The organism is Phocicoccus schoeneichii (assembly GCF_014635565.1).
Classification (GTDB): Bacteria; Bacillota; Bacilli; order Staphylococcales; family Salinicoccaceae; genus Phocicoccus; species Phocicoccus schoeneichii.
In genome coordinates this window covers 93935-120223 of sequence record NZ_BMDB01000002.1, presented here as the reverse complement: position 1 = coordinate 120223, position 26289 = coordinate 93935, and the positions used below count along the sequence as shown (strand labels likewise).

General features: G+C 34.8%; 29 protein-coding genes and 1 riboswitch. Of the genes, 16 read left to right on the top strand and 13 right to left on the bottom strand.

From position 1 onward, the window contains the following. Window positions 1-86: 86 nt before the first annotated feature. Window positions 87-215: riboswitch (FMN riboswitch) on the bottom strand. 442 nt (window positions 216-657) lie between these two features. Continuing rightward, window positions 658-1350: an SDR family oxidoreductase gene (locus IEU51_RS05750; RefSeq protein WP_186086190.1), complete on the top strand. Its 693-nt coding sequence runs from the start codon at window positions 658-660 to the stop codon at window positions 1348-1350. 155 nt (window positions 1351-1505) lie between these two features. Here the strand turns inward: IEU51_RS05750 and IEU51_RS05745 are convergent, their stop codons facing one another. Together IEU51_RS05745 and IEU51_RS05740 are read right to left on the bottom strand one after the other, a co-directional pair. Next, window positions 1506-1880, bottom strand: a complete 375-nt coding sequence (locus IEU51_RS05745) for a DUF3021 family protein (protein WP_186086193.1) — start codon at window positions 1878-1880, stop codon at window positions 1506-1508. Further along, complete coding sequence (locus tag IEU51_RS05740; protein ID WP_186086196.1) at window positions 1877-2323, bottom strand: LytTR family DNA-binding domain-containing protein; 447 nt, start codon at window positions 2321-2323, stop codon at window positions 1877-1879. Before IEU51_RS05740 ends, IEU51_RS05745 begins: the two co-directional genes overlap by 4 nt. Before the next feature lie 176 nt (window positions 2324-2499). Here IEU51_RS05740 and IEU51_RS05735 point away from each other — a divergent pair, with 176 nt between their 5' ends. The 7 genes from IEU51_RS05735 to IEU51_RS05705 all read left to right on the top strand — a co-directional run bounded on the left by IEU51_RS05735 (window position 2500) and on the right by IEU51_RS05705 (window position 9031). Beyond that, window positions 2500-2886, top strand: a complete 387-nt coding sequence (locus IEU51_RS05735; RefSeq protein ID WP_186086199.1) for a hypothetical protein — start codon at window positions 2500-2502, stop codon at window positions 2884-2886. Between the two features lie 276 nt (window positions 2887-3162). Then, window positions 3163-3471, top strand: a complete 309-nt coding sequence (locus tag IEU51_RS05730) for a DUF485 domain-containing protein (RefSeq protein ID WP_186086202.1) — start codon at window positions 3163-3165, stop codon at window positions 3469-3471. Beyond that, on the top strand, window positions 3468-5015 hold the full coding sequence (locus tag IEU51_RS05725; protein ID WP_186086205.1) for a solute symporter family protein: 1548 nt from the start codon (window positions 3468-3470) through the stop codon (window positions 5013-5015). The genes IEU51_RS05730 and IEU51_RS05725 overlap by 4 nt, the downstream gene beginning before the upstream one ends. Window positions 5016-5435: 420 nt before the next feature. Then, the gene (locus IEU51_RS05720; protein WP_186086485.1) at window positions 5436-5717 is read left to right on the top strand and encodes a metal-sensitive transcriptional regulator; all 282 of its coding nucleotides are present in this window, start codon (window positions 5436-5438) and stop codon (window positions 5715-5717) included. A 105-nt stretch (window positions 5718-5822) separates the two neighbouring features. Next, a complete protein-coding gene (locus tag IEU51_RS05715) occupies window positions 5823-6872 on the top strand; it encodes a DsrE/DsrF/DrsH-like family protein (protein ID WP_186086208.1) in 1050 nt (349 codons plus the stop codon). 15 nt (window positions 6873-6887) lie between these two features. Continuing rightward, window positions 6888-8255 (top strand): MBL fold metallo-hydrolase, encoded by a 1368-nt coding sequence (locus IEU51_RS05710; protein WP_186086211.1) that lies wholly within the window; start codon window positions 6888-6890, stop codon window positions 8253-8255. Further along, the gene (locus IEU51_RS05705; RefSeq protein ID WP_186086214.1) at window positions 8255-9031 is read left to right on the top strand and encodes a sulfite exporter TauE/SafE family protein; all 777 of its coding nucleotides are present in this window, start codon (window positions 8255-8257) and stop codon (window positions 9029-9031) included. Before IEU51_RS05710 ends, IEU51_RS05705 begins: the two co-directional genes overlap by 1 nt. Before the next feature lie 78 nt (window positions 9032-9109). Here the strand turns inward: IEU51_RS05705 and IEU51_RS05700 are convergent, their stop codons facing one another. The 6 genes from IEU51_RS05700 to IEU51_RS05675 form a co-directional block, all read right to left on the bottom strand. After that, window positions 9110-9571: a GNAT family N-acetyltransferase gene (locus tag IEU51_RS05700; protein ID WP_186086217.1), complete on the bottom strand. Its 462-nt coding sequence runs from the start codon at window positions 9569-9571 to the stop codon at window positions 9110-9112. A gap of 21 nt (window positions 9572-9592) precedes the next feature. Continuing rightward, on the bottom strand, window positions 9593-10276 hold the full coding sequence (locus IEU51_RS05695; protein ID WP_186086220.1) for a DUF4956 domain-containing protein: 684 nt from the start codon (window positions 10274-10276) through the stop codon (window positions 9593-9595). Beyond that, on the bottom strand, window positions 10273-10983 hold the full coding sequence (locus IEU51_RS05690; RefSeq protein ID WP_186086223.1) for a polyphosphate polymerase domain-containing protein: 711 nt from the start codon (window positions 10981-10983) through the stop codon (window positions 10273-10275). The genes IEU51_RS05695 and IEU51_RS05690 overlap by 4 nt, the downstream gene beginning before the upstream one ends. Before the next feature lie 413 nt (window positions 10984-11396). Then, window positions 11397-12548 (bottom strand): M20 metallopeptidase family protein, encoded by a 1152-nt coding sequence (locus IEU51_RS05685; RefSeq protein ID WP_186086226.1) that lies wholly within the window; start codon window positions 12546-12548, stop codon window positions 11397-11399. Window positions 12549-12774: 226 nt separating this feature from the next. Beyond that, complete coding sequence (locus IEU51_RS05680; RefSeq protein WP_229713892.1) at window positions 12775-13188, bottom strand: universal stress protein; 414 nt, start codon at window positions 13186-13188, stop codon at window positions 12775-12777. 74 nt (window positions 13189-13262) lie between these two features. Beyond that, window positions 13263-14783 carry a YhgE/Pip domain-containing protein gene (locus tag IEU51_RS05675; RefSeq protein WP_186086228.1) on the bottom strand — a complete coding sequence of 507 codons (1521 nt, stop codon included), beginning with the start codon at window positions 14781-14783 and terminating at the stop codon, window positions 13263-13265. Between the two features lie 146 nt (window positions 14784-14929). On the opposite strand from IEU51_RS05675, the gene IEU51_RS05670 reads away from it, so the two are divergent. From IEU51_RS05670 to IEU51_RS05650, 5 genes are all read left to right on the top strand, one after another. Next, complete coding sequence (locus IEU51_RS05670) at window positions 14930-15529, top strand: TetR/AcrR family transcriptional regulator (RefSeq protein ID WP_186086231.1); 600 nt, start codon at window positions 14930-14932, stop codon at window positions 15527-15529. A 68-nt stretch (window positions 15530-15597) separates the two neighbouring features. Continuing rightward, window positions 15598-17040: an amino acid permease gene (locus IEU51_RS05665; RefSeq protein WP_186086234.1), complete on the top strand. Its 1443-nt coding sequence runs from the start codon at window positions 15598-15600 to the stop codon at window positions 17038-17040. Window positions 17041-17099: 59 nt separating this feature from the next. Continuing rightward, window positions 17100-18545 (top strand): amino acid permease, encoded by a 1446-nt coding sequence (locus IEU51_RS05660; RefSeq protein WP_186086237.1) that lies wholly within the window; start codon window positions 17100-17102, stop codon window positions 18543-18545. 255 nt (window positions 18546-18800) lie between these two features. Continuing rightward, window positions 18801-20348 carry a ribosomal protection-like ABC-F family protein gene (gene abc-f / locus IEU51_RS05655; RefSeq protein ID WP_229713883.1) on the top strand — a complete coding sequence of 516 codons (1548 nt, stop codon included), beginning with the start codon at window positions 18801-18803 and terminating at the stop codon, window positions 20346-20348. Between the two features lie 5 nt (window positions 20349-20353). Further along, entirely contained in the window at window positions 20354-21121 is a 768-nt protein-coding gene (locus IEU51_RS05650; protein WP_186086242.1) for a class I SAM-dependent methyltransferase, read from the top strand. A 38-nt stretch (window positions 21122-21159) separates the two neighbouring features. On the opposite strand, the gene IEU51_RS05645 is transcribed toward IEU51_RS05650, so the two are convergent. The 4 genes from IEU51_RS05645 to IEU51_RS05630 are packed head-to-tail and all read right to left on the bottom strand — an operon-like array spanning window position 21160 to window position 23956. After that, window positions 21160-21543 carry a hypothetical protein gene (locus tag IEU51_RS05645; RefSeq protein ID WP_186086244.1) on the bottom strand — a complete coding sequence of 128 codons (384 nt, stop codon included), beginning with the start codon at window positions 21541-21543 and terminating at the stop codon, window positions 21160-21162. Then, window positions 21543-22070 (bottom strand): CueP family metal-binding protein, encoded by a 528-nt coding sequence (locus tag IEU51_RS05640; protein WP_186086247.1) that lies wholly within the window; start codon window positions 22068-22070, stop codon window positions 21543-21545. The genes IEU51_RS05645 and IEU51_RS05640 overlap by 1 nt, the downstream gene beginning before the upstream one ends. Before the next feature lie 17 nt (window positions 22071-22087). After that, window positions 22088-22501, bottom strand: coding sequence for a universal stress protein (locus IEU51_RS05635; protein ID WP_186086250.1), 414 nt, complete (start codon window positions 22499-22501; stop codon window positions 22088-22090). 12 nt (window positions 22502-22513) lie between these two features. Then, window positions 22514-23956, bottom strand: coding sequence for a SulP family inorganic anion transporter (locus IEU51_RS05630; protein WP_229713881.1), 1443 nt, complete (start codon window positions 23954-23956; stop codon window positions 22514-22516). A 210-nt stretch (window positions 23957-24166) separates the two neighbouring features. Between IEU51_RS05630 and IEU51_RS05625 the strand changes: the two genes are divergently transcribed. After that, on the top strand, window positions 24167-24514 hold the full coding sequence (locus IEU51_RS05625; protein ID WP_186086253.1) for a zinc ribbon domain-containing protein YjdM: 348 nt from the start codon (window positions 24167-24169) through the stop codon (window positions 24512-24514). Between the two features lie 18 nt (window positions 24515-24532). On the opposite strand, the gene IEU51_RS05620 is transcribed toward IEU51_RS05625, so the two are convergent. Beyond that, window positions 24533-24997, bottom strand: a complete 465-nt coding sequence (locus tag IEU51_RS05620; RefSeq protein WP_186086256.1) for an SRPBCC family protein — start codon at window positions 24995-24997, stop codon at window positions 24533-24535. Between the two features lie 114 nt (window positions 24998-25111). On the opposite strand from IEU51_RS05620, the gene IEU51_RS05615 reads away from it, so the two are divergent. Together IEU51_RS05615 and IEU51_RS05610 are read left to right on the top strand one after the other, a co-directional pair. After that, window positions 25112-25330 (top strand): hypothetical protein, encoded by a 219-nt coding sequence (locus IEU51_RS05615; RefSeq protein WP_186086258.1) that lies wholly within the window; start codon window positions 25112-25114, stop codon window positions 25328-25330. Between the two features lie 77 nt (window positions 25331-25407). Further along, a complete protein-coding gene (locus tag IEU51_RS05610; protein WP_186086260.1) occupies window positions 25408-26277 on the top strand; it encodes a DegV family protein in 870 nt (289 codons plus the stop codon). Window positions 26278-26289: the final 12 nt, after the last annotated feature.

The following is a 26289-nucleotide window of genomic DNA, read 5'->3' as shown; positions in this document are numbered from 1 at the left end:
TACCCCTGAATTTTAGATTCAGGGGTGGTTGATTTATAAAAAAGTGTACACTAAATAAACAGTTTACTTTTCATAAACTGTACACTTCATTCTTTCTCCCATCCAGACTTTAACTGTCGGCTCTAGATATTCACTAGATCAGCCACATAAAAGAAATATGCGGGTCGCAGGCTTTTACTGCCGGTTTGGAATTTCACCAAGCCCCGAAAGAATTGTATTCACTTGTATTTAACATAACCATTGAGGATAGTCAGAATGAATCTGACATATCTAATATTAAACAATAAAAGCGATTAGCACAAATTCTATTTCGCCTAATTTGTTAAAATATATTAATAATTTGAAATCCAATGGAAGAATTGTTGCAAAAAAATAGTGCAATTTAGAATGGCTACAATTATTATGAATGTGGCTTTAAAGAGAGTTTCAATTGCTGCCAGTATATTATGTCTCGGTTCTAGTATCCTTTCTATAACACTAGGCGATATTTCTTAGGGGAAAAGAGTGAACTAGACCTTTTATATTCATTGATTTATGTGGAGGTATTGTTTGTAATGGTAGTCGTTATTTTTGTAGTATATAAGTATGTAAGATTCATTTTCGATAAGCATGTTGTTTATGGATAGATTGAAATTAATTAGAGGAGAGTTTTTATCAATGAGTAAAAAATTAGCGGTAATTACAGGTGCTGGTAGTGGTCTTGGTGCGTCTCTTGCACGTCGTTTTTCTGATTTAGGATATCATGTAGCGCTTTTGGGCCGTAATGAACATAAACTTAAAAAAGTTGGTGAGACGTTAAAGTCGGATGATTTTTCTGTTCACTCAGTGGATGTTGCAGATTATTCTGCAGTTGAAACAACGTTTAAAGGAATTACTGAACAATATGGTGACGTAGATGTATTGGTCAATAACGCTGGTACAGGTGCTTTTAAATTAGTGGAAGATATCAGTGCGGATGAAATCAACAGCATGATTGATGTGAATGTTAAGGGAACGATTTACTGTACGCAACAAGTGGTGCCTTCTATGAAGAAAAATAACGACGGTGTGATCGCAAACATTGTATCTACTGCAGGTCTTGTCGGTAAAATGAATGAGACGGTATATTGTGCGAGCAAATTTGGAGCACGTGGATTCACAGAAGCCTTACTAGTAGAACTTAAGGATACGGACATCCGCATCTTTGGTGCTTATATGGGTGGTATGAAGACAGAGTTTTGGAATGGCATCTTAGAAGAAAAACAAATGTCAGGATTAATGGATCCAGAAGATATCGCTGATATCATTATGGCAAATGTAAAAGAGAGAAAGAATCTGACAGTTGAGCAAGTGGTAATTAAAAATCACTAATTATGATACTGACTGTGGACATATGCCACCTCAAATCACACTAGTGAATGGTGCATATGCTAAAGTTCAATGTGCAAATGGCAAAGGTAGCATTACCCAAACATTTATTTAAACAAAACCCAGTAGTTGTTCTACTGGGTTTTGTTAGTTTAGTATTATTTCTCTTCAAGTCTTTGGTTGATTTGTTTACTATCACTCAATGATACAAGATAAAAAATCAATTGGATAATAATCATGATTGCTAGTATAGCACCAGCATATAATATAATATTAGTAATAGTCATCGTTATCCAACGATTCATGATTGCGACGATTGTAAATGCAGTGATACCAACAACGAGCTGTACGACTGTAGCAATAACTTTAGGGACTTTTGTATAATATAATATTGATGCAATGCCGATTAAAGCTGAAGCAATCCAGACTGATAGAATAGTTTTTGAAGGTTCTATAGTCATTAATGAGAATAGAAAGATAAAGCTTCCAATCCCCACTGAGAGTGATATTGTTTTGATTATATTTTTAATCATTTTATTCCCAACCTTTCTTTTAATTTTGAAACATACCTTCTTGAAATAATTACTTTATCCCCGTATGCCATTCTTGCAACTAGATTTCCTGAGAACGATGGCTCTACTCGTTTAATCATATGAATATTCAACATCTCCGATTTTGAAACTTGTAAAAAGGTTTTTGAATCTAATTCTTTCATAAGTGCAGATAAAGCCTTTGACGTCTTGATTTCATCTTCTTTTGTATAAATGGTTAAAGACTTATCGTAAATTGCAGCAGAGACGATATCCATTTTCTTTATAATGATTACACCGTCTTCTGAGCGTATGACCAAGTTTTCTAGACCAGTGGTGAAGTGATCGATATAAGATAAAATGCGTGCGCCTATCTGAGCATCTTTTGAATAAATTTTTACTACATCATCTGGTAAAGAGTGGTCTAAGATTAGTTCGGTTTTCATATGATGTCCCTCCTTTGTTACATTTAGTATAGGATATTTATCTCTAATAAAGTTGAATCTTTCGTAAGCGGTGAATTAAACAGCTTATCCGGTGTAATAAATGTTACACGCGTTCATACTCTGTTCATATTGAATTCATATTATCTATATAAACAAGAGTTTAGGGGGAAATTAAGGTGCACAAACCATCGAAAATATTATTAGTTAGTGCAGGATTATTTGGTTTAATTGGTGCATTTATGGGATCACATATGGCAGGTGCTGGTGATTACGCAATGAGACCCATTCACGCTCACGTATTAGTTGTAGGTTGGCTTACGTTATTTAGTTGGTCTGTTTACTATAAAGTGTTTGTTAATAAATATGGTGTCTTAGAGAAAATACATGTGTGGTCAGCAATCGTTGGCGCATTTGGACTTACAATTGGAATGTATATGAATAACGTACTATCTAGTACGACATTTTCATTAGTATTCTATATTGTTGGTGGATCTGTCTTATTACTTAGCTTTATTGTGTTCTTCATTCAAACAATTCTATACAAACCAGCTGAAAATAAATAAAAAAGAAGGCCTAGACAAATTGTCTAGGCCATTTTTTGTGGAGTATTATCTCTCAAATTTTCTTCTTCTAGAGATGAGAAGCATGAATCCTCCTGCGAGTACAAATATAGTTATTTAAAATAATTCATACATTATATATAATGTATGGATTTTTATTTTATAGGTGTAATTTTCTTATATTCATTATTGTATGCGATTACATTTCCGTTGACATTGATATATAAGAAAAATAAACTATCAGTATAATGAATGTTTATAAAATAAGGGGGTCTACTATTGTCACGAATTGATTATGAGAAAATTGCGCATAGTGATGAGTATAAAGCACTTAAGAAAGAGCGCAATTCTTTTATCTTACCTATCACTCTGTTTTTCGTCGTTGCGACTTTACTGTTTCCATTTTTAACAGGTTACACTACGTTTTTAAACAACATTGCATTTTGGAATATCTCCTGGGCGTGGATCTATTCTCTTATGCTGTTCATTATGGTATGGACGTTAGTTATGCTTTATATGAACAAAGCTAAGACTTTTGATAAGAAAGCCGAACGTATTATTGAAAAGTACAAGGGGGATACTAAATGAATGCTACTGTTGTAATCATGTTTATTGTGTTTGTGAGCTTAACACTAGTCATTACATATTTTGCATCTAAGAGAACGCAGTCTACGAGTGACTTTTACACTGCCGGTGGTGGTTTAACTGGTTGGCAGAACGGGCTTGCGATTGCTGGTGATTATTTATCTGCAGCCTCGTTCCTCGGTATTGCAGGTGCAATTGCGCTTTGGGGATTTGATGGATTCTTTTATAGTATTGGATATTTAACTGCTTATTTAGTTGTATTATACATTGTTGCAGAGCCACTTCGTAATTTAGGTAAATATACACTTGCTGATATGATCGCATCACGCTTTGAGTTGAAAAAAGTGCGTGCTACTGCAGCGTTATCTTCTATAACTATAGTCATATTTTACATGCTGGCACAGCTTGTGGGTGCAGGTGCATTGATTCAGCTATTATTTGGTATTCCATACACAGTTGCTGTAGTTCTTGTAGGTATTATGATGACGATTTACGTACTCTTCGGTGGTATGACTGCTACGAGCTGGGTACAGATGGTTAAAGCTGTATTACTTATGATTGGTACGATTATCATTTCGTTCTTAGTACTCTTACATTTTAATTTTAGTATTTCTGAGATGTTTGGATCTATGCAAAATATTAAAGCGCCAGAACTTAAAGGAGATTTCTTAAATCCGGGTTCTCAAGGTAAGTCTCCATTAGATAATATTTCACTTATTATTGCATTACTTTTTGGTACCGCTGGTTTACCACATATTCTGATGCGTTTCTTCACTGTTAGGGATGCGAAAACAGCTCGTTCGTCTGTAATGTGGGCAACATGGATTATCGGTATTTTCTACATTCTTACAATCTTCTTAGGCTTCGGTGCTGCTGCACTTTTAACTAGAGAAGAAATTATCGCAGCAAATCCTGCGGGTAACATGGCTGCACCACTTCTCGCTGACCGTTTAGGTGGAGATTTGTTAATGTCATTTGTATCAGCTGTTGCATTCGCAACGATTTTAGCGGTAGTTGCAGGACTAGTATTAACAGGAGCATCTGCATTTGCTCATGATATTTATGGGCAAGTTATTAAAAAAGGGAAGATTACAGATAAAGAACAGATCTTCGCGGCGAAAATGGCCTCACTAGCTGTTTCTATATTCTCAATCGTACTTGCTCTATTTGCACAAAATATGAACGTCGCATTCCTTGTTTCATTAGCATTTTGTGTGGCTGCGAGTGCTAATTTACCTGTTATTGTATATACCATATTTTGGAAGAGATTTAACACACAAGGCGCAATCACAGGTATCGTTGTTGGTTTGGTAACTTCGCTTGTACTCGTTATATTAAGTCCGAACGTTATGAACCCAGCAGGAACTGGGTTTATCAATGCGGAAGCGATATTCCCACTTGCGAATCCAGCGATTATATCCGTTCCTGCAGGATTCATAGGAGCATTTGTCGGTACGTTCTTTGGTAAGAAAGAATCTGATGAAAAATTTAGAGAAGTTCAAGTTAAATCTATTACTGGTATTTCGACTTCAGATGTTACACATTAATAGATGTTACAGTCATCTCAGCCTACTTGGCGGGATGGCTTTTTATTTTAAATGTTTCACGTGAAATATTCTTGACGGTTTCTAACGGCGTTTAACCTGCTTCAAACAGCAATGAAGAAAGACGTACACTGAGATTCAAATCTTATTATTCTAATCACACCTAATGGATATATTAAATCAAGAGAAGATACTACTGGGGTTATAACGCCAGTAGATATAACACGTCTACAACAATATCTAAGGTAATGAATTACGTTATAACTATGATATAAACACCTATAATAACTGTTATAGAGATGTTTATGTTAAAACGATATACGTTATTTAAAATTCTTCTTAAACAGGTTAATGTTTTATATATGTAATATTTTTTAATTAAGGTACTTCGTGTTACTATGTATACAATAGGGGGTATAAATGATGAATATTAATCAGCAAACAACTTATGATAGAGCAGTTATAAACAGAATTAAAAGACTTCAAGGACAAATAAATGGTGCGTTAAAGATGATGGAAGAAGGTAAAGATTGCAAAGAGGTTGTGACACAATTAAGTGCCGCTAAAAGTGCTTTGAATCGTACCATGAACGTTATCGTTAGTGACAATCTTGTTCAATGTGTCAGAGAAAGTGTCTTGAACAATGATGAGAAAACGGATGAACTTGTAAGCCAGGCAGTCGAACTACTTAATAAAAGTAGCTAATCGGCTGCTTTTTTTATTTATATTATTACATACCCCGCATGGTATTTGCATTTCAAAAATTTACGTGCTATTATACCCCTATAGGTATTTGAAGGGGGAATAATAATGAGCGAAAATGTTTACCACATAAATGATGTGGATCGTTTATTAGAAAATCAGCAATTGATATTAGATGTTAGAGAGTACTCGGAATTTGAATCTGGACATATTTCTGGAGTGAAGCATGTGCCTCTAGGAGAATTAGACAGTCGTTTGGAAGAACTTCCAAAAGAAAAAGAAATCTATGTGTACTGTCAGAGCGGTAGAAGAAGTGAAATTGCAGTTAGTATTTTAAATGATAAAGGATTCTCTGCAAAAAATCTTACTGAAGGATATAGCGAATATAAAGGAAGTTTTAATTCGACACATAAAAACATAACTTCATCAGCGCATAAACTTTTGGCGCTTGGGAGTTTACAATGCCCTGGCCCACTCATCACTGTGAATATGGAAATGCAAAAATTAAATGCTGGTGAGAAACTTGAAGTAACGGTGGACGATATTGGATTTAGTGCAGATATAGAGGCATGGGCAAAGAAATCTGGTAATAAAATATTAAAAAATGTGGTTGAAAATAACGCTGTAAATATCATCATTGAAAAACAAGAAAATCAAGATAATGATGCACCTAAAATGATGGAGACAAAAGATGGAGCGACAATGGTCGTGTTTAGTGGAGACCTTGATAAAGCACTTGCTTCATTTATCATCGCGACTGGTGCACGCAGTATGGGACGCGAAGTTACTATGTTCTTTACATTTTGGGGACTAAGCGTGATTAAAGATCCAAATGCCAAAAAGATTAAAAAATCAGGGATAGATAAGTTATTCAGCGCAATGTTGCCAAATTCTGCGAATCATTTGCCAATTTCTAAAATGAATATGCTTGGTGCAGGCCAAAAAATGATGAAAAATATCATGAATAAGAAAAAGGTAGAGGCATTATCTACAATGATTCAAAAAGCGGATAGCCTTGGTGTGAAGATGATTGCGTGCACAATGAGTATGGATGTAATGGCAATAGAGAAAGAAGAATTACTACCATTTGTAGAATTTGGTGGCGTTGGTACGTATCTTGGTGATACTGAAAATAGTAATTTAAATTTATTTATATAGAATAGGAGAATTTACATGTTTTTTAAACAATTTTTTGATAGCAAACTTGCACAAACATCTTATATGATCGGATGTCAAAAGACGAATGAAGCGATGATCATAGACCCAAAAAGAGTGTTAGATGAATACATCGAAGTAGCAGAGCAAGAAGGGTTTAAAATTACAAAAGCGACTGAAACACACATACACGCGGATTTTGCTTCTGGCTTAAGAGATGTGGGTAGAAAGCTAGGTTCACAACTCTATGTGTCTGACGAAGGTGATGATAATTGGAAGTATCTAAATATGCCGTCAGATACTGTGTTTCTTAAAGATGGAGATATCATTAATATTGGTTTTGTTGAACTTAAAGTTGTTCATACACCAGGACATACACCTGAAAGTATTTCATTTGTATTAACGGATCATGGCGGTGGTAGTACAGAACCTATGGGAATGTTCACTGGTGACTTTTTATTTGTAGGTGATGTCGGTAGACCGGATTTATTAGAAGTAGCTGCGAACATAAAAGGAACAACTGAGATTGGTGGTAATCAAATGTTTGATTCTTTACAAAAGCTATCTCAGTATCCTGATTTTTTACAAATATGGCCAGGTCATGGTGCAGGTAGCGCATGTGGTAAATCACTTGGTGCAGTACCTTTATCTACTCTCGGTTATGAACGTAAAAATAACTGGGCATTGCAGTATGGAGAGAATGAAAAATCAGCATTTATTGATGAACTTACGAAAGATCAACCAGAACCACCAACATACTTTAGTGAAATGAAAAGAGTAAACAAAGTAGGATTAGATGAATTTAGTCTTAAAGATATTAAAGTAGATGTTACTAATAAATTCATTGGTCAACTCTTTGATTTGAGAGTAAAAGAAGATTTCAGAGATGGGTTTAGCAAAGGCGCAATAAATGTGCCATATAATGACCAGTTTATACAGTTTGTTGGATGGTATATTGATTTTAAACAACCAATGACAGTAGTTGTAGATCCAAACAATAGTGAACAGTTACAAAAAGACCTCGCATCTATCGGATATGATGGTTTAGAGTTAATTATTCCAAGTGATGAAGTATTTAGTTTAGTAGATGATTCATATGAAACAATATCACCCGAAAAATTTGTGCAGGCACACCTGAATGACTCTATTTTAGATGTGAGAACATCAAAAGAATATAATGTAGATCACCTAGACAGTGTTGAACATATACATTTCGGTACATTAAGAACAGCGGATATTCCTTTTGAAAAAGATAAACAATTATTTGTACACTGCCAGTCAGGTGTTCGATCAGCAATGGCTTTAAGTATTTTAAAAGCACGTGGTTTTACCAATATAATTAACGTAGATAAAGGGTTTATAGGTATCAAAGGTAATATGAACTAATGGATATTTACTATATACTCGTTATCTTTTTAATTGGGTTTGTAGGATCTTTTATCTCAGGAATGGTTGGTATAGGTGGTTCCATTATCAAATACCCAATGCTTTTATATATCCCTGCTTTACTTGGAGTTAGCTCATTTACTGCTCATGAAGTGTCTGGTATTAGTGCGGTACAAGTATTCTTTGCAACAATTGCAGGTGTATTTGCATATAGAGGTAGTGGTTTATTAAATAAAAAACTCATTATTTCAATGGGAAGTTCAGTATTAATTGGCAGTTTATTTGGCTCATACATTTCTGTATACTTCTCCAGTGCACAAATAAATATCGTTTATGCGATACTCGCTACAATAGCTGCTGTAATGATGCTTATACCTAAAAAAGAACAACAATTAAATTCACTAAAAAGTGTCGATTTCAATGTGTCTCTTGCCGTTATTTTAGCGTTATTCGTGGGTATCTCATCTGGAATCGTTGGAGCTGCTGGCGCATTTATTTTAGTGCCAATCATGCTTGTGATTTTAAAGATACCAATTCGAGTAACCATTGCCTCAAGTCTTGCAATAACATTTATTTCCTCAATCGGTTCTACAGTAGGAAAAGTTGTTACAGACCAAGTGTTATACGCGCCTGCAGCAATTATGGTTGTGGCAAGTATTATTGCTTCACCACTTGGTGCTAAAATAGGACAAAAGATAAATGCCACTATTTTAAAGTGGATGCTCGCTGTATTAATTATTGCGACAGCATTAAAAATTTGGGTGGATGTATTTTAGAGTAACGCATATCGTTATAAAAATAATAAAACGCTACACAGATATTGTTGCGTAGCGTTTTTATAGTAACGATATGCATTATCTTAAGTTCTTTTTAAATAGGTAACTTACTTTGTCATAGTTCATATGATCCGTATAAAAATGATGAGCACGTTTCTTTTCAAAACCTGAAGTGAGTGCAACCGTGTCATAACCATATTTCTCTGCCCATTCTTCTTCAACGAATGCGAGTAAGTGCTCACCATATCCATTTCCTCGCTCATCTATATCAGTAACAAGGTCATGGACCCAAACAACGTTTCCATAATAAAGTGTCAATGTTGGTGCAAATCCGATAACAGAAAGTAGTTTCCAATCATTTAGTGGATCATATAAACCAAACATATGGTAGTTCTGCTTTTCCATCATCTCTTTAACTGTGTTTATATAAGTGTCTTCTGTTTGATGTGTACGAAGCTGCTTAACGACAATAAATGCACGTTTGATGTCTTCATCTGTTTTAATAGATCGAACTTTAGTTTCCCAAATATCTCTAGTCATATGCATCACTCTCTTAGTAAATTAAAGTTCTTGTTCTCTTCTTACATATCTATTTAAATCTACATCAAGGTTACCATTTCTGGTACGAATCTCATCAATCATTTGTTTTTCTTCTGCTTCATCATTGACAGTGATGATATATTTTAATCTGAATAAACTACCCATATCTGTTGAACGGATGTTAAATAGTTCAACTGAGCTCGTGTATTTTTCAAAAATATCATCGAACGTATTGTAGTAATCTAAATCTTCTGGGACAACAATGGTTAACTGCTTCATTGAACCTGACATTTGACCAAATCTAAATTGTACAAAAATAACTGAGACTATACTAATTAAAACAGTAAACGCTGTCGCGAATAGTAAATATCCCATACCTGTTGCAAGTCCAATAGCCATTGAAATGAAAATTGCGCTGATTTCTCTTGCTCCACCTGGTGCTGATCTAAAACGAATTAAGCTGAATGCACCGAGTACTGCGATACCTGCACCAACGTTTCCGTTTACGAGTGAAATAACAACTGAAACGATAGGAGGCAAAATAGCTAAAGTAAAAATGAAATCTTTATTATATACGTTTTTAAACTTATAAGCGTAAGCTGATCCTACTCCTAGGATTACTGCTGCAAAGAAACTACTTAAAAAACTCCAAATTGTCATCGCACCTTCTGGTGAGGCATAAAAACTATCAAATAAATTATTCATGTAAATATAATTTCTCCTTTTTTTCTTAATGATTCATATGCTGACTTATATTTTGAAAATGATTGTGGATAGATTTCTAATTCTGACAAAGCATTAACTAACCATAATGGATATGGACCAGGTACTTTAATCTCCATTAAAACTTCATCAGTATTAATGATACGTGTACCATGATTGCCTTTTGTGAACTCAAGATCATAGTTACGATATACGATGTTACGGTCAAACGTGATTCTGACTGCACCTGTCTCGTTATCTTTAAATGAGTTTCTGTCATAATACATAAATACTGCTGGTTGTAATTTCTTCATTCTTGTAATATGATAATCAATTTCTTCTCTAATTTGAGAATGTGGAATTATATACTTGTTACCTTTTAAGTAATCTGTTGCATTTTTTAAAGAATCATAGATTCTTCGTTTATAAACGATGCCTTGGAATTTCTTTTTTAGTTCTATAAAACATTGAGAATACTCTGACGGGATTGAATCATACGTGCGGATTCTAAGCTTTTCTCTAAAATCAGTCTTTGTGTAGGAATATCGAACTGCCTTAAAATCTGGCGTGTCATAGTAGATCGTACTTGTTGTTGAGATCGGATATTCATCATGCTCTATGTAAGGAGACAAGCGAAGCATGAGTGCGTCATATTTATTCTCATTCAGAAGGTATTTTTTTTCTACCCTATTAAAGTTTAAGATTGCCATAATTATATCCTTCCTTTAACTTAATAAAGCTAAAACAATTACATCATTATACTGAAAGTATTGAAAAAATTCAACTTTTTTTGATGTTTCGTGAATGTATATGTATTTAAGTGCAAAGTTAAGCTTATCCTCTTGACTAAACACACCTAATATATTAATAGTAATAGTAGTAGTTAGTAAAGGAGACCGTACAATGCTTTTAGGATCAACTATGGGTTGGGCGATTATCGGACTGTTTGTCGCGATGCCTATATACATGCTATTGTTCATCGGTGCTATGGCTATCCCTAGCAAAAAGAATAAGTAATTATTCTTTAGTTAACGACGACACAAAATAACGCTATGAATTATAACACTGTGATAAGCCTTTGTATAAAGGGGTTTAACTCGTTATGTATAGCGTTATTTTTGTTTTATTTATAAGATTTCATTACATGAATCATTGAATTGAATCCGTACTCGAAGCTATCTTCATCTAATGCAAATTTTGGATGATGATGTGGATAATCATATTCTCCAGGTGTTTTTCCACCACTACCTATGATTACATACACACTTGGTACGATTTCACTGAATGCACTAAAGTCTTCACCACCCATGAGTGGTTGTCTTGTAACAACATTTTCAGGATAAACTTCTCTTAAAACTGACTTTACATAGTCTGCTTTTTCCTCGTCATTTATAACTGCAGCATATCCATCCGTATAGTTCAGTTCGTACGAAGCATCAAACACTTCACATACGCTTTTAAGCTGTTGATCGATTTGTTTTTTTACATGTGCTCTATTTTCAAGAGAGGTTGTTCTGACACTACCACCAAGTATTGCGCTATCCGGAATAATATTTTCTGCCCCAGGGACACCCGCTTGGAATACTGTGTTAGAAACAACTACAGGGTCAAACGGTGAAACTTGACGTGAGACAATTGTCTGTAGTGAAGATAAAAACTGAGACCCAATGATAATAGGATCAATAGATTGTTCCGGTTGGCTCGCGTGTCCACCCTTTCCTTGTATCTTGATATGATATTTATCTGAGTTAGCTGTCACAGGACCTGCTTTAATATCAATGACTCCCGTTTGTTCAGTCGACATTAAGTGTTGTCCATAGATGAAATCAAAGTCGCTGAAGAATCCAGTAGCAACCATTTCTTTTGCACCGCCTGGAATCTTTTCTTCTGCGTGCTGGAAGATACAGTTGATTTCATTATCGAATTCATCAAGATGATCATTAATATATCTCGCAACACCTAAAAGAATTGCTGTATGTCCATCGTGTCCACATGCGTGCATCTTACCATCAATTGTTGATTTAAATTCAAAATCACGCTCTTCTTGTACAGGTAACGCGTCAATGTCGGCACGTAAACCTAATTTTTTTCCTTTACCTCTATTGAATATTCCAACTGTACTCGTCTCCGTAAGCTCTACGACCTCACAGTTTTCAAGAGAATTTAAAATATCTCTTATGTACTTTGTTGTTTCGTACTCTTCAAAAGATAATTCAGGGTGTGCATGAAGATATCTACGATCTTCAATGACTTTATCTTTGTAAAACTGATACATATTGTAATACTCCTCCTAAAAATAAATTGGCTCATCTATTCTAATTGATGAGTATTTCTTCTTACAAATTTTACAGTAGATGTCAAAAAAAGTATACTTATGAAGAGTGCCAAAACCCCTACTTTAATAATAAATATAAATGATTATATCGTCAGGAACAAAATATGGATGAAGTAAAAAAGGACGCATAGTGAAGCACTATGCGTCCTTTTTGTATCTCTTTTAGTTACTTTACAAGTATTACAGGTATACTCGACTCTTTTAAAATTTTGTCACTCACATGTCCAAATTCTAGTTTTAAAAATTTCTTTTTTCCCATTGCACCAATTACAATCGCATCATACTTCCCACTATTCGCTTCTTCTAAAATAAGATCTGCGATATTACCTTCTTTGACTTCTAGTGTATGATGAATTTGATTTGTTTGGTAGAATTCTTTTATTTCTTTATATTTTTCTTCGAATTGATTGTATTTAATTTCGTTTATAACGCTTGGAAGAATATCTTCTTCCATACGGTTTGGATCAATGACATGAATCAAAGAGACTTCAGTATGGTCATCGACTAAATTTAATACTTCTTGTGCTGCTCTAAGACTGTATTCGGATTCTTCGACTGCAACTAATAAATGGTTATAAATAATATCACCTAGTTTCCTAATTATAGATCTATTAACTTCATTCTATATCAAGGAGGCATTATTTTCATTGAAACCTAACTTTCAAATCGACTAATTCTTTGAGTGAGTTCTTTATATTGTGGAATTTTATCCTTGATGAAAAATGTAATGAAAATAATGATATACGATACGATGATAAATCCAACCAATATATACATTACCTTGCTAAATGGTAAATCAAAAGTTTGTCCAAATATCGCATCACGTAATCCGGTAATAACATATGCCATTGGTAAGATTGAATGCATAGTTTCATAGAAACTGTTCGAAGTCTCAATTGGGAAAGTCCCTGCACTTGAAGATAATTGAACAATTAATAATATAAGTGCTATAAACTTACCAAGGTTTCCGAAGATCATTACAAGTGCCACAATTGCAGCAAGAGATGCTGTTGCCCATAAGAATAACACTAGGAAAAACTTACCGTGACTCGCTACTTCAATATTCATAGCATGTACGATTGCTACGTAGAGTAACGATGAAATAATTAATGCGTGTGAAATGGTTAAGAGTACTCGACTCACCCATTGTTTCACAGGAGAAACTGCCGTCTCAAAAATTTTGTTCATCGGATATACAACGTTAAATGTAATACTTCCAATAAATAAGCTTATTCCAATAATTAATGGTGCAAAACTTTGTGCATAGTTTTGAGTATCCACAGTACTTTCAATGTTTAAATCAATTGGATTTGCTAGGTATTCAGCACCATCATCAGTAAACGATACTTTATCTACTTTTTTCATAGATTTGTCCATCTCTTTGTTTAGTTCACCGAGTCCGTTTTGTAGTTGTGAGGAACCTTCGGTCAACTGACTTGTACCACCAGCGACTTTATTAGCACCCTCTTCCAATTGAGCTTGATATTGACTCACTTGCTGTGCGTAATTACCAAGCATTGGTGAAAGACTTGTCAGTTGTTTAGAAAATTGTGCTTCACCCTCAGCAAGAGTTTGTGCACCTTCATTTACTTGTGCCAAGCCATTATTTAAATCAGTTGCACCTTTTTCAAGTTTAGCGAGTGCATCAGTTGCATCTTTACTATTATCTTTAACATCCTCTAAAGAAGAAAATAGTGTTTCTGTATATGTCTTTGTTATCGTGTTGCTAATTTCATTTACAATCATATTACCTGCTTGTTGACTCATGATTGAACCAATAAAGTTATGTCCAGGATTTGTTTTTAAGTCTAGGCTAATTTGTTCAGGTTTTTCAGTTAAGAAAGACTCCGCATTTTTAGATGCATTTTCAGGAATTCGAATATACCCGTAACTCTCTCCACTTTGGAGGTGCTTTTCAGCTGTGTCGAGATCAGTGAATTCCCACTTTAAATCATCGTGCTCTTTAATTTTCTCTACAAAATCTTCTCCTAATTGAATCTCTTCACCGCCTTTATCTTCAATGACGATTGAAAAAGTCATTTCACTTGTACGGTCGTATGGATTCCACATCGCGCCAAGGAAAGTTACTGCGTATATAATGGGTAGCGTAGATACGAAGAGAATAGATACAAGTAATACTGGTTTTTTTAATATAAATTTAAAATCTTGAAACATGTCCTCACCTTTCTTAATTATCATATTGTTATTTATTATACATGTTGTATAGTAGGTTATTATAATGATATGCATATAAAAGTACAATCAATAACTGAGTACAATATGTTGTTTATTATACATTTTATATTGAAAGGTTGATTAATATGAAAAGAGATTTACGCATCGTGAAGACACTAAGTGCAATCGACACTGCATTTTTAGAATTACTTCAGGAAAAATCTTTTGACAAAATAACTATAAAAGAAATTTGCGATCGTGCACTCATTAACCGCGCGACATTTTACAGTCATTATAGTGATAAGTTTCAATTGATTGAATCGTATCAAGAATCACTCGTTAAAGGCATTCGTGAAATTCTTTATTCAAACGTTAAAGGTTCGAGTTTAAAGGAAATTATGGACAAAGAGGTTAAAGAAACGATTCAAAACATGTTAACTTTCATGAAAGATAATAAAGATAAAGTACTTGCGGTCTTGGAGAGTGTGGATAGTGCTGCATTTGCTGAATACTTTTCAAATCATATGTTTGCATTCTACAAAGATAAGAGTGAGCAACTTGGTATAGAGCTAGAATCAGAAATTGATAAAGAATATACCATTACTTATATTACGCATGCACATATGGGAATCTTTTTGAAATGGATTCGAGAAGGGTGTATCGTACCGATTCACATAATGTCCAATTATATTGAAACATTTACAATACATGGCGTATTTAACGCATTACATTTAGATGAAGAATAGCCATATACTATTGAGTTTTCGAAATATTTCACTTACAATTAGAGTTATTTTAAAAAAGGAGGAAGCCAGTGTCCAATTATAAAATGGAACGCAGTTTAAAAACGCGTCATGTTTCCATGATCGCAATTGGCGGTGCAATTGGTACGGGATTGTTCGTTGCAACGGGTGGCGTTATTTCACAAGCCGGCCCAGGTGGAGCGATACTCGCATATGCAATTATCGGTGTCATGCTTTATTTCCTGATGAATGCCGTTGGTGAATTGTCATCTGCATATCCTTTATCCGGTGCATTTAGTGCTTTTGCTACACGCTTTATACATCCATCATTTGGGTTTGTACTCGGTTGGTTGTATATCGCGATTTGTATACTTGTTGCAAGTGTAGATATTGTAGTAACAGCTAACGTCATTAGCTTTTGGGAATGGTCGCAATTTCTATCGCCACTCGAATGGAGTATTGCATTTTTCTTACTCATATTTTTACTTAACATATTCACTGTACGCGCATATGGGGAGGCGGAGTACTGGCTTTCCTTTATTAAAGTGTTTATGATTATTGTTTTTGTGATCTTAGGTTTCCTTATGATTTTTGGAATACTTGGAGGTCACACATACGGATTCGAAAACTTCACTTATAAAGAAGCACCATTTGTTGGTGGAATTAGTGGGTTTGTAGGAGTATTACTTATCGCTGGATTCTCCGTAGGTGGTACAGAACAAGTTGCCATAACTGCAGGGGAATCTGAAGATCCGGCAAAATCTATGCCGAAAGCAGTAAATCAAGTGTTCTGGAGAATTTTACTGTTTTATATCGGTTCTATCGTCGTTATATCGGCGATAATTCCATACACTGATCCGTTATTATTGAACGAATCTGGTTCAGTGTTACAGAGTCCATTTACTATTGTATTCAACAGAATTGGTATCTCATTTGCAGCATCTGTCATTAACGCAGTTATTTTAACTTCGTTGCTCAGTGCAGCAAACTCAATGTTATATACAACGAGTCGCTTGTTTTATTCATTAGCTGAAAGTGGACAAGCACCAAAAATACTTGCTAAAATAAATAAAAAAACACGTGCACCTCTTATTTCAGTTATTGTAACGTGTGCCGTTATTTTAGGAGTCGTAATTTTTGCGAACTATAACGACGGAGCAGTATTTTATATATTAAATTTACTCGGTGCTCTAGTACTTATTATTTGGTTTTCAAATATATGGGCAATGTTTAGAGTAAGAAAAGCAATTAAGCTACAAGATAAAAACATCGATGAAATATTGCCGTATAAAGCGAAAGGCTATCCTTACGGTCAATATATAGTTATTGCGATACTATTATTTCTATTCATAGGTAGTGGCGCAGCAAACATCATCGATTACAACCCAATGGGGTTAGTAAACCATTTCTTACCATATATTGTATTAGTTGTCATATTCCTAGTTCATAAATGGATGACTAAGTCTAAACTTGTCGATTTAAATAAGGTAGATTTAACACAAAAAGATGGATAAAAATTGAGACGAGGAACGATAGTTCCATCGTCTCTTTATTCATAAAGGCGGGATATTTAATGGAAAATGATAAAATGGAGCGTGGTCTGAAATCCAGACACGTCTCAATGATTGCAATTGGTGGTGCAATCGGTACAGGGTTATTCGTTGCAACGGGTGGCGTTATTGCTGAAGCAGGGCCGTTCGGAGCGTTACTCGCATATGCAATTATAGGTGTGATGTTGTACTTCTTAATGAACACAATAGGAGAGCTTGCAACGTTCTATCCTGTATCTGGAGCATTCAGTGCATTCAGTACACGATTTGTAGATCCATCAGTTGGATTTACTATCGGTTGGGTATATTTCTTAATTGGTATATTGGTGGCTTCAGTAGATATAATTGTTGCTTCGAATGTCATTACATTCTGGCAACCAATGCAGTTCTTAAGTCCATTCACTTGGAGTGTAATATTTTTCCTTCTTATTTTCATTTTGAATATCGTTAAAGTACGGGCATTCGGTGAAGCAGAGTATTGGTTATCTCTTATTAAAGTAGTGACAATTATCGTATTTATTGTTGTAGGTACATTAATGATTTTTGGAATATTAGGTGGAGAAGCTTACGGATTTAAGAACTATACGATTGGTGAAGCACCGTTTGTTGGTGGAATCAGCGGGTTCTTAGGCGTACTTCTAGTCGCAGGGTTTTCTGTAGGGGGCACCGAAGTTGTCGCGATCACAGCAGGTGAATCAGATGAACCAGAGAAATCGATGCCAAAAGCCGTCAACCAAGTATTCTGGAGAATTTTAATTTTCTATATCGGTGCAATTGCAGTGATCAGTGCAATTCTGCCATACACAGACCCAACATTACTTAATGAAACAGGTTCTGTTAACCAGAGTCCGTTTACAATTGTATTTGATAGAGTCGGTATCGCGTTTGCAGCTTCTGTAATTAACGCAGTAATTTTAACATCTCTACTCAGTGCATCTAACTCAATGCTATATTCAGCGAGCCGCATGCTATTTGCACTTGCAAGCAAAAAACATGCACCTAAAGTATTATCTAAGATAAACAATAGAACACACTCGCCGCTTGCATCGATTCTTGTGACTTGCGGAACAATTTTCATGATTGTGGTACTTTCTCAATTCTTAGAAAATGCGATCTTTATTTTACTTGAATTTGTGGGGTCGCTCGTTATCTTAGTATGGCTCTCAAACGTTTGGGCGCAAATGCGTTTGCGTAAAGCGATTAAATTACAGGGTAAAGATATCAATCATGTACTACCATTTAAAGCTAAAGGGTATCCAGTAGGGCAATATATCGTCATTGCAATCATACTGTTCTTACTGACAGGTGGTTCAGTTCAATATATTATTGACTTTAATGGGACAGAATTATTCAGACATTATTTACCATTTATCATCATGGCACTGATTTTTATCGTTCACAAACTCATCAATAAAACACATATGGTTGATTTAAACACAGTAGATCTTTCTAGAAAAACAACTGATTAAATGCTAATATTAGATTAAATAAAGTCGAAAGGACTGAACTCTGTAAAAATGGACAATTTCCTATTCTAATTGTTGTAATTGAACTGAAGTCACACGAAATGTTTATTTAAGTGTGCTCAATTACCAGTTTGAATAGGGGACAGAGTAAAGTTCTTTAGAGGTATTGCGTACTTTCACACTACCTTTATGTCTCCAATTCTTCCTGAGTTGGAGACTTTTTTGTCTCCGCACACAGCTATAAAGGAGATTTTAATTTTGAAATTATTAGAAGTTAGAGATATAGAACTTGAAGTGAATGGCATCCTGTTACTTGAAAGTAAGCATTTAGAAATATACTCTGGTGATAGAATAGGGCTCATTGGTATTAATGGATCCGGTAAGACGACGTTACTCGAGCAGTTAAAAATTGAATCTCAGTACGTCTCACATTATTCAACGGTTGAGTTAATACCACAGCTGAAAGACATTGATACAGTAAAGAGTGGTGGAGAGGTTACGTTACAATATATAAGAGACACATTGTCTCGGTCTCCGCATCTTTTATTACTCGATGAACCCACAACAAATCTAGATGTCACGCATATAGAGATGCTAGATAAAGTTCTACAAGAACATGACGGTGCCTATATACTTGTTTCACATGACAGAGATTTTCTAGATAGAAATGTGAATCAAATATGGGAAATTGCTGATCATAAAATCTGTATTTTTAAAGGGACATATAGTGATTTCCAAGAACAAAAAAAGCAGGAAAAAATGCATCATGCCAAGGAGTATGAAAAATATATTACGAAGAAAACACAGCTAGAGCGAGCATATTCAGATAAAAAGCATCAAGCGCGTGAATCGGTCATGTACACTGCAGCTAATGGTAAAAGAAAAGAAACAAAAGATTTTCATTTTCAAAAAATAGGGAAAAAATTAAACCAAGTTGCTAAAGGGTTTAAAAAAAGAATTGAGCAACTTGAGGAAGTAGAACAGCCCGAAAAAGAACTACACGTGCATCTCGATATACCGAATGAAGAGATGTTCTTAAATAGAAATATCATTCGCTTTAATGATGTTACCTGTAGAGTAGGAAACCGTGTATTATGGCATACAAGACCTTTCCAGATGAAGGGCGGTAAACATATCGCTATCGTTGGAGATAACGGTGTTGGTAAGACAACTATGTTACGTATGATACAAGAAAACAATAGCGATATTGAAGTTTCGCCTAGTGTTATATTTGGTTATTTTAGTCAAAACATTGATATATTAAACGAAGAGATGACTATACTAGACAATGTTAAAGAAACAAGCATTCATGATGAGACGACGATTCGAACAGTGCTTGCACGCCTCCTCATTAAACGGGATGATGTGAACAAAAAGATTTCTGTTTTAAGTGGTGGAGAGCGTGTTAAAGTAGCGCTCGTTAAAGTATTTTTATCTAATATCAATACACTTATACTAGATGAACCGACGAACTATCTAGATATCTATACCATGGAAGCATTGACAGATCTATTTAAAGAGTACTCAGGAACTGTTATTTTTGTTTCACACGATACAAAATTTGTTAAAGATGTTGCAGATATGATTGTCGAAATTAAGAACAAAGAAGTAACAGTGTTTGATGGGACGTTAGAAGAATACAGAGCACATCAAATAAATAAGTTACGTGATGCAAGTAAAGAGGATCTCATGCTGATAGAGAATAAGATTGCAGAAGTTTTAGGAAAACTATCGATAGAACCTAGTGAATCACTAGAACAAGAATTCAGTGAATTACTTAAAAAGAAGAGAAAGTTAATGGAGTGATCATCATGATAGTCACTACTGCTGGTAGAAATAACGCTAGCGTTATTCAGATAGCTAAAGGGATATCTGATCTTTATAATTTACGTTATATCGATAGAAATAAAGAAAGTATAAATAATCTAAGAGAGAAGTATCATAGTAATGTACTCATGGTTGGAAGTGAAAAAATAGAACTTCATACACAAGAATCCGTTGTAAAGTATCACCCGAACTTTGCACAGGTTAGAATGAAAAGAATTCTAAAGAGACAGGATGATGCTTTCCTAGAAGCGACAAATTTAACAGAAGGCAGCACATTTATAGATTGCACAATGGGTATGTTATCTGATAGTTTAATTGCAAGTTTCGCAGTAGGAAAAACGGGTAGCGTTACGTCTATAGAATCCGTATCAGAACTGTATATAACGATGGTAGAAGGTATGAAGAAATATCGCTATGAGATAGAAGAGTTGAGAGACGCTGCAAAGAGAATTATGACATATAACATGCATTCATTAGATTACCTAAAACAACAATATAACGACTCAGTAGATGTTGTATATTTTGACCCAATGTTTGAAGAAACGATAGATGCTTCAACTGGTTTACAAAGTATAGAGCGTATGGCAGATCATACTGGATTAACAAATGAATTAATTGAAGAGGCAAAGAGAGTTGCAAAAAAGCGGGTAGTTTTAAAAGCACACTTTAGAAGTCCCATGTTCGAAGCTTATGGTTTTATGAGATGTATCCGTCCGTCTAGCACGTCTCATTTTGGAGTGATCATAAAATAATAACAAAACGGTCAGATTTAATCTGACCGTTTTATATTTTACATAATTACATATGATGTACATGTTTTGATCTTAGCATCTTTTTTATGGCTTTCAAATTCATAGAAATCAGCAAAGTGGATCACAGAACCATCCTTATAAGTTACCGTACCGTGCGCTGCACCATCTTTACCATGGGTAAGGATGGAGTGAATGTTCATTACTTCAATCTCCCTACTATGATTAGAAAGCTCTTTATGAAACTTCGCGAGCCCTTCTAGAGTAGGATGATTTGGAATGTTCCACGTGAAACTTTCAACTACAAGTTTCTCTAATTCAGACTTTTCTAATGTGCCGGTAGCAATTAGAAAATCTCTGATGAACGCTCGTTTCGGTGCATTGTTGCAATTCAAGTCTCCTGTTACTTTGAATTGATTTGTCATTATTTAAATTGCATTGTCGTAATACATGTTCTAGAGTCTTCGTATGTTGACAATACTTCCTCCGTTTCTAAGTCACCATCAGTCATTTTGACAAAGAACTCCTGATTTCTAGGCAACCAAAGGTCAATGAATCCATTCTTCATTGTAGTCATGTTTTCGTCAATGATTGTGTTGCCTTTCTGATCTACTACTGTTACATGAAGCTCTTCTTCAATAAGTTCTCCTTGGCATCCTGATAAACTATGGATTTCACAAGGATGTGTCATTGTTTTAAATGGTGCAATAGATACAAAGTACTCATCTTCTGGTAAGTTTAATGACTCAATGACTTTACCGTTACTATTGGTTACGCTCATTACCTTTGAATCAATGCTCGCATTAATACCTTCTTCAACATCATTAATACTGTAATGATAGACACGATCCTTAACTTCCTCAGCTGATGTTGTGTGCTTAGGTTCTGAGTTTCCACACGCACTTAAGATAAGTGCAAAAGATAAAATAAATAATCCGACTAAATTTTTCATTTTCTCACCTTTTATATTTAATTCACCACGAGTACAGGAATATTTGCGGCTTTTATAATACTTTTACTTACACTACCGACAATGAAGTCTTTAATAATATTTTTACCTGTTCTACCAATTAAAACAACGTCATAATTACCGTTATTAATTTCATCTAGCAACGCCTCTTTAACCAAGCCGTGTATGAGTTTAACTTCGTAACGTATATCGTTATCTTCCAAAAAGTCTAAAGAGAGTTGTAGCCAGTTCATTGCTTCTTGTTTTTCACTAATTTCGTCTCTTGTATGGAGTAAGGAATCTCGTGTCGCTTTCGCATCTTTTACATGTACCAATGTAACATGGATATTTGTAGTATTGAAATTTATAACTTCTTTGACTGCGCGTCGTGCGTTTTTAGAATCATCGACAGCAATAATAATAGATTTATACAATATAATCACTCTCTATTCAGTGGATATTTTTGTCATGCGACTAAGTAGGATCTGGCTATCTGTGTTTAGATTAGTAACATCTACTGTGTATCCTCGTTTTTCAAGATTTAAAATAGCTGTCTGTATACCTTCAACAGCGGAACTATCCCACACAGTCGAATGTTTAAAGTCTAGTACAACATGCGTATTCTCTTCTTCATATGCCGTGAGTTTATCTATAAATGATTCAATGGAAGCGAAGAATAACTGCCCAGTTATTTCAAAGATAATTTTGTTATCTTTACTATATCTATCAACATCTATTTCAGAAACTTTACGTGCAAACAGTAGTGCAGCTAGAATTACACCAAGAATCGTACCAACGGCAAGGTTATTTGTTGTAAGTACACCTGCCATAGTTACAAGCATAACGATGACATCAGTCTTAGGTGCACGTCTCACATAATTGAAACTGCGCCAATCGAATGTATTTATTGCGATAAACGTCATAATCGCTGCTAGAATTGGCATTGGAATACGAACAACTATATCACCGAGTACTACGATTAAGAACATTAAGAATGCGCCAGCTGTGAAAGTAGATAGTCTCGTACGTGCACCAGATGTGATATTGATGATTGTTTGTCCTGCCATCGCACAGCCGCCCATTCCACCAAAGAGTCCTGCAAATATATTGGCGATTCCTTGACCTAGACTCTCTCTATTTTTATTACTTGTCGTTTCTGTGTAGTTATCTACAATGCGTGCAACAATCAGACTTTCTGTTAGTCCAACAATTGCCATAGAAACAGAGTAAGGGAATATAATTTTAAACGTTTCAAATGTTAAAGGAACATCTGGGAAAAGAATCTTTGGGAAGCTTTTTTCAATATTCCCTAGATCCCCAACGGTACGGACATCTCCGCCAAAGATGAGATAGATGGTCGTTAGCCCAATTAATACAATAAGTGGAGCTGGAATTTTTGTAAAAAACTTTGGAATAATAAAGACTAGACCTAATGTAACCAATGCATAAATATAAGTATGGATTGTAATGCCTAAGATATGTTGCATTTGAGTAATGAATAGCATAATTGCAAGTGAGTTGATGAACCCAATCATCACCGAGTTTGGTATGAACCGTAATATGCGACCAATTTTTAGAATACCTAGAATTACTTGTATGATCCCCATCAGTATCGTTGCAAGTAATAGATATTCAACACCATGGTCTTGTACGAGATTGACGACTACAAGTGCAACAGCAGCCGTTGCAGCCGATATCATCGCGCTGCGTCCACCTGTAATGGATATCGTTATAGCGATAATCACAGATGCATAGAGACCTACCATTGGATCGACACCTGCGATAATCGAGAATGAGATTGCTTCAGGTATCAGAGCAAGTCCAACGAGAATCCCTGCAATAATATTAACAAAAGGGTTTTGTAACCACTCTTGCTTAAATTTTTCCAAAAGATCTCCTCCAATTTTTTGCTTATACTATTATATCATATATAATCGATTGTGAATTTCAAAAACCGCTTTAGAACATTAGTTTAACAGTATATTTTTGATTTAATCTCAATTTTTCACAATTTAATAAACATACAAAAACTTTTTGTTATTATAAATATATATGCATTTATGATATACTATGAGCATTATTATATGGAGGAATAGGAAATGAGTAATTTACTACCTGCATGTCCTGAATGTGGGCAAGAATACACATACGAAGATGGACAATCATACGTATGTCCAATGTGTGGACACGAATGGACGAAGGAATCACAATTAGAACAAGAAGAATCGATGCTCGTTAGAGATGCACATGGTACGGTTCTAAACGATGGAGATACAATCACGGTAATTAAAGACTTAAAAGTTAAAGGATCATCATCGTCAATAAAACAGGGTACGAACATTAAAAATATTAAACTTGTTGAACCAGTGGATGGACATGACATTGATTGTAAAATTCCAGGATTTGGTCAAATGAAGCTCAAATCTGAATTTGTTAAAAAAATATAGGAGAAGCATGTGCTTCTCCTATATTTCTTTTAGTAGAGAATCAATTTCAGATTCCACTTTTTCAAAATCAAATGTATCCAAAGGTAATATTTCTCCGGTTTCATAGACATGATTTAAATTCTGAATTTGGTACTGCCATCCTGTAAAATCACGTATGATATGTGAAAATTCAAATGGTAGTTCAGATACGATCATGATATCTGTCTTCCCTTTTGAATCATTCAAAGTAATCGATACTTTACCGATATCCCATGTAAAAGAGATGTGTTTATCTTGTTCTGTTTCTAAAACTTTCATAATTTCTTCTTCGTTATTTCCTAGATCAAATACTAACTCATTATCTCTAAAGGAAAGCTGTGGGAACCACGAATTAATACCTTCAGTAGTTGACAGTAATGGGTAAATCGTTTTTCTAGAACCATTCATTGTGCTCTTTAACGATTGGATATATGCGTCTTCTGTTTTCTTGAAAAATATTTCCAAAATTGACACCCCTCAATTACCTTTTCACTATTAAAATAGTGTTAAATTCCTTATAATTAATGTTAAGTATATCATGCGTGATAAACGAAATATAGCGACTAGCAAGGTGAAATCATGACAGTAGAAGCCAAATTAAATGCGTTTTATAACAAAATTGCTGACGAAGAAAACAGAGAGACATTTAAACACGCACTTGGTTTTAAGACAACGAAGATGTTTATTAAAGTAAGATGGAACGATAAAATTCCGTATGACTTCTTAAGAGAGATTATTGATTATAAAAGAGAAATCCGCAAAGAAGATACTTCTTTTTGGATGCCTAAAGAAGAATAATAATGACTTTACTATACAGTCTTGTACATTTGTACTATAATCACAAGTGGTCTGACCATTAGTATTGGAGGAGAATTATGAAGACGGCGTATATTATAGACAGCACAGCTGATCTAAGAGAAGAATATAGAGATCACCCGGATGTTTATGTGGTGAATCTGAGTGTAATATTTGAAAATGGTGATGAATTCGTTGATACAAAAGATACTAATAAGGTAAAACAATATTACTCACGTTTAAAAACTGAAAAAGTACCTCCGTCAACATCACAACCAACACCCAATCAATTTTATGAACTTTTAGAAGAGATTATTGAAAAAGGGTACACAGATGTTATTGGAATTTTATTAAGTAAAAAACTGAGTGGTGCATTCCAGACATGCAGCATGATCTTTGATGAATTTGAAGATAAAATTAACACGTATCTCGTAAATTCGTCGAGTACGTCTTATGTTATTGGCAGCATGGTGGAACAAGCAATGAACATGCTTGAAGCGGGTGTGTCACACAAAGAAGTTGTAGATAATTTAGAATGGGTTGCGAACAATCAAGACACGTATCTCACAGTAAAAGACTTAAAAAATCTCGTAAAAGGTGGGAGACTCGGTGCGACATCAGCAGCGATTGGTACGTTATTAAAAATTCGTCCAATCATGATGTTTGATGATGAATTAGGAGTTAAACTGTTCGATAAAGTACGTACAGATAAGCGTGTCGTTAAGAAACTACAAGATGTACTAGTTGAAATGGCGACTAAATTTAAAGAAAAGTTAGATGTGGTTGTGATTCATGGTGATGATGAACCATCAGCAGCAGATTTAATTGAAAAATTCAAAGAAAAATATCCGAGCTTAAATTACCAAATGTTCTACCTAGGACCTGTTTTAGGCGTGCATGGAGGATATGGATGTATCGGACTCGCGTTTATACCAAGAAAAGACAGCTGATCAATCAGCTGT

What these genes read in the sequence shown, in the direction of transcription:
- IEU51_RS05640 (WP_186086247.1), bottom strand. Translation starts at nt 22,070, where the DNA reads ATGAAAAATTTAGTCGGATTATTTATTTTATCTTTTGCACTTATCTTA.
- IEU51_RS05700 (WP_186086217.1), bottom strand. Translation starts at nt 9,571, where the DNA reads ATGACTAGAGATATTTGGGAAACTAAAGTTCGATCTATTAAAACAGAT.
- IEU51_RS05615 (WP_186086258.1), top strand. Translation starts at nt 25,112, where the DNA reads ATGACAGTAGAAGCCAAATTAAATGCGTTTTATAACAAAATTGCTGAC.
- IEU51_RS05715 (WP_186086208.1), top strand. Translation starts at nt 5,823, where the DNA reads ATGAGCGAAAATGTTTACCACATAAATGATGTGGATCGTTTATTAGAA.
- IEU51_RS05750 (WP_186086190.1), top strand. Translation starts at nt 658, where the DNA reads ATGAGTAAAAAATTAGCGGTAATTACAGGTGCTGGTAGTGGTCTTGGT.
- IEU51_RS05745 (WP_186086193.1), bottom strand. Translation starts at nt 1,880, where the DNA reads ATGATTAAAAATATAATCAAAACAATATCACTCTCAGTGGGGATTGGA.
- IEU51_RS05690 (WP_186086223.1), bottom strand. Translation starts at nt 10,983, where the DNA reads ATGGCAATCTTAAACTTTAATAGGGTAGAAAAAAAATACCTTCTGAAT.
- IEU51_RS05740 (WP_186086196.1), bottom strand. Translation starts at nt 2,323, where the DNA reads ATGAAAACCGAACTAATCTTAGACCACTCTTTACCAGATGATGTAGTA.
- IEU51_RS05610 (WP_186086260.1), top strand. Translation starts at nt 25,408, where the DNA reads ATGAAGACGGCGTATATTATAGACAGCACAGCTGATCTAAGAGAAGAA.
- IEU51_RS05670 (WP_186086231.1), top strand. Translation starts at nt 14,930, where the DNA reads ATGAAAAGAGATTTACGCATCGTGAAGACACTAAGTGCAATCGACACT.
- IEU51_RS05725 (WP_186086205.1), top strand. Translation starts at nt 3,468, where the DNA reads ATGAATGCTACTGTTGTAATCATGTTTATTGTGTTTGTGAGCTTAACA.
- IEU51_RS05685 (WP_186086226.1), bottom strand. Translation starts at nt 12,548, where the DNA reads ATGTATCAGTTTTACAAAGATAAAGTCATTGAAGATCGTAGATATCTT.
- IEU51_RS05625 (WP_186086253.1), top strand. Translation starts at nt 24,167, where the DNA reads ATGAGTAATTTACTACCTGCATGTCCTGAATGTGGGCAAGAATACACA.
- IEU51_RS05705 (WP_186086214.1), top strand. Translation starts at nt 8,255, where the DNA reads ATGGATATTTACTATATACTCGTTATCTTTTTAATTGGGTTTGTAGGA.
- IEU51_RS05650 (WP_186086242.1), top strand. Translation starts at nt 20,354, where the DNA reads ATGATAGTCACTACTGCTGGTAGAAATAACGCTAGCGTTATTCAGATA.
- IEU51_RS05675 (WP_186086228.1), bottom strand. Translation starts at nt 14,783, where the DNA reads ATGTTTCAAGATTTTAAATTTATATTAAAAAAACCAGTATTACTTGTA.
- IEU51_RS05660 (WP_186086237.1), top strand. Translation starts at nt 17,100, where the DNA reads ATGGAAAATGATAAAATGGAGCGTGGTCTGAAATCCAGACACGTCTCA.
- IEU51_RS05695 (WP_186086220.1), bottom strand. Translation starts at nt 10,276, where the DNA reads ATGAATAATTTATTTGATAGTTTTTATGCCTCACCAGAAGGTGCGATG.
- IEU51_RS05720 (WP_186086485.1), top strand. Translation starts at nt 5,436, where the DNA reads ATGAATATTAATCAGCAAACAACTTATGATAGAGCAGTTATAAACAGA.
- IEU51_RS05645 (WP_186086244.1), bottom strand. Translation starts at nt 21,543, where the DNA reads ATGACAAATCAATTCAAAGTAACAGGAGACTTGAATTGCAACAATGCA.
- IEU51_RS05710 (WP_186086211.1), top strand. Translation starts at nt 6,888, where the DNA reads ATGTTTTTTAAACAATTTTTTGATAGCAAACTTGCACAAACATCTTAT.